The organism is Arthrobacter sp. I3 (genome assembly GCF_000520575.1).
GTDB lineage: Bacteria > Actinomycetota > Actinomycetes > Actinomycetales > Micrococcaceae > Arthrobacter > Arthrobacter humicola_A.
Genome location: NZ_AZSB01000556.1, coordinates 1 through 2,185 on the forward strand (window position 1 = coordinate 1; position 2,185 = coordinate 2,185).

The window sequence follows — 2,185 nt, forward strand, 5'->3', positions numbered from 1 at the left end:
AAGCTTGCGGAGCTGTGGCCGACGGAGGCCTGTCTACCGCAGGCAAGGACCGTGGAATCTGCGGAGGAAATCAGCGACGAAGGAGCGCCGGAGCCGATTCTGCGGGCCGCAGGCCCCGACGAAGGAGGGGCTAGACGGGCCGGAGCGGACACGTACAATCCGTCAGGACAGCAGCCAAAAGACGTCGTAGACACACAGGTCCGGGCCTGGCGGAGCTCTGCGACGTCGGGGCCGGGCCCAACAGCCGGCCGCGCCAGCGGACGCCCGCTTCGGTGCGAGCCCTGCGAGCATGTTCCTTGTCGAGCACCCTGTTGGACAATTCCGGCGTTTGCCGGCCACTCTCCTGCAGTGGGCCCGCGATGCCAGCTGATGCGTCGATACCGTCCCGGATTGGCGGGATGCCGCCGGAGACCACAGCGGCAGTTGCTCCGTGCGGCGGCCCGCCCGAACTTTGCCGGGAAATAGAAGAAGGTCGGGAGTTCTACGCTCCCGACCATCCATGGCTTTGTTGCTACGCGCGGTCGTTGAGCCGTTTCCAGCCCCGGCGCACCCAGCCCATACTCCGAGTCACCATATTCACCAGGACAAGGATGACGACGGCGCCGAAGATCAGCAACGAAAACGGCCCGGACTGACCAGTTGCTGCTGAGACGACCATGCCAACGACCAAGACAACAAGGGCGATAAGAGCCCAAACCTTTTCCTGACGGTGCCAAGGCTTATAGGGTCTCTGGGGGCTTTCCTGCCTGTCATCTCTTGGCACTGTCTGGCTCCCCTTGCTGTTGTTTGTGAACATGCGGCTCACGTTATCTTCACGGTACGACATTACGGTCTTCCTTCCCTTGCCCAGCGGACAGCCGGACGTCGAAGAGTTCTTCTGCGAGCAAGATCAAACAGTCGCGGGCATACCGCCAGCGGTGACCGGCCCTCACAAAGGGACCGGCCAAAACCCCTTCTCCGTTTAGCTGGCGAGTAGTTCGGCGAGTTCGGCCGCGTCGGTGACCAGTACCGCGCCGCCTTCCTTCAGGAGCCGGTGGCATCCTGCCGAGTTGGCGCTGTGGACGCTGCCCGGGACGGCGGCGACGTGCCGGGCGATGGTTTCGGCGTGGTGCGCGGTGTTCAGTGCACCGGAGCGCCAGCGGGCTTCCACCACGCAGGTGACCCCTGCAAGGGCGGCGATGATGCGGTTCCTTTGCAGGAACCTGCGCCGGGTCGGGGCGCTTCCGGGCGGCAGTTCGGAGATTGTCAGTCCGTTGGCGCGGATCGCGGCCGCGAGGTCCGCGTTCCCTGACGGGTAGTCCCGGTCAAGTCCTCCGGCCAGCACCGCGATGGTCGCCGCTCCGTTGCCTTGGCTTCCGGCCAGCGCGGCGCGGTGCGCGTGGGCGTCGATGCCGTAGGCCATGCCTGAGATGACGCAGATTCCGCGTTGGGCCAGCCCATAGGCCATGTCGCCGGTGACGGCAGCGCCGTAGCTGGTGCTGTCACGTGAGCCGGTCACCGCCGCGCACCGGGACAGCGCCGGGATCCCGGTGCTGAGGTTGCCCCGGTACCAGAGGCCCCACGGGGCATCGGGAAGGTCGTCCAGACCTGTCGGCCAGTGCTCGTCGCCGGGAACAAGGAAACCGCCGCCCAGGCGTTCGATGGCGGCAAGGTCCTTCTCCGGGGCCAGGTCGGGGATGCGCGGTGCCCAGCGGCTCAGTGCTTCGGCCAGCTCGTCGGTCATGACATCCCAGAACGGCCGGGCCGGACGCGCGCCGATGGCGATCCTCAGAGCGGCGTGCGCGCCGTGTTTGGCTACCAACGCCCGGCCCACGATGTCGCCGGGTTCGAACAGGCGGGTCAGGGCGGCGCGTGCATTGCGGTTTTCGTCAGTCATGGTTTCTTGTGTCCTTTGCTGAGGATTCGGTGGGCGGGGGCGGCTCAGGTGACCGGCCAGCTCCCCTTCTCCCCCCGACGCTTCTATGTCTGTCAAGCGGCTGGAATCGGGTGCTGGCACGGACCATAGCGGGGGGCTTTGGTGACCGGCCAGCTTCCCCTCTCCCCCCGTTGTTTTGGCTGCTGGCGAAGCTTGCGGAGCTGTGGCCGACGGAGGCCTGTCTACCCGCAGGGCAAGGGGCGGGAAATTCCCGGAGGAAATCAGCGACGAAGGAGCGCCGCAGGGACATTTCCTGCACCGCAGGCCCCG

The 2,185-nt window shown here is 66.4% G+C and carries 2 protein-coding genes; both read right to left on the reverse strand.

The features are described from left to right. Positions 1-511: 511 nt before the first annotated feature. The gene (locus Y706_RS0102670; RefSeq protein WP_028275359.1) at positions 512-826 is read right to left on the reverse strand and encodes a hypothetical protein; all 315 of its coding nucleotides are present in this window, start codon (positions 824-826) and stop codon (positions 512-514) included. 135 nt (positions 827-961) lie between these two features. Further along, a complete protein-coding gene (dprA, locus tag Y706_RS0102675) occupies positions 962-1,876 on the reverse strand; it encodes a DNA-processing protein DprA (protein ID WP_028275360.1) in 915 nt (304 codons plus the stop codon). Positions 1,877-2,185 lie beyond the last annotated feature (309 nt).

Excerpts from the sequence above, each read along its gene's own strand:
- Y706_RS0102670 (WP_028275359.1), bottom strand. The coding sequence starts at position 826 with ATGTCGTACCGTGAAGATAACGTGAGCCGCATGTTCACAAACAACAGC.
- dprA (WP_028275360.1), bottom strand. The coding sequence starts at position 1,876 with ATGACTGACGAAAACCGCAATGCACGCGCCGCCCTGACCCGCCTGTTC.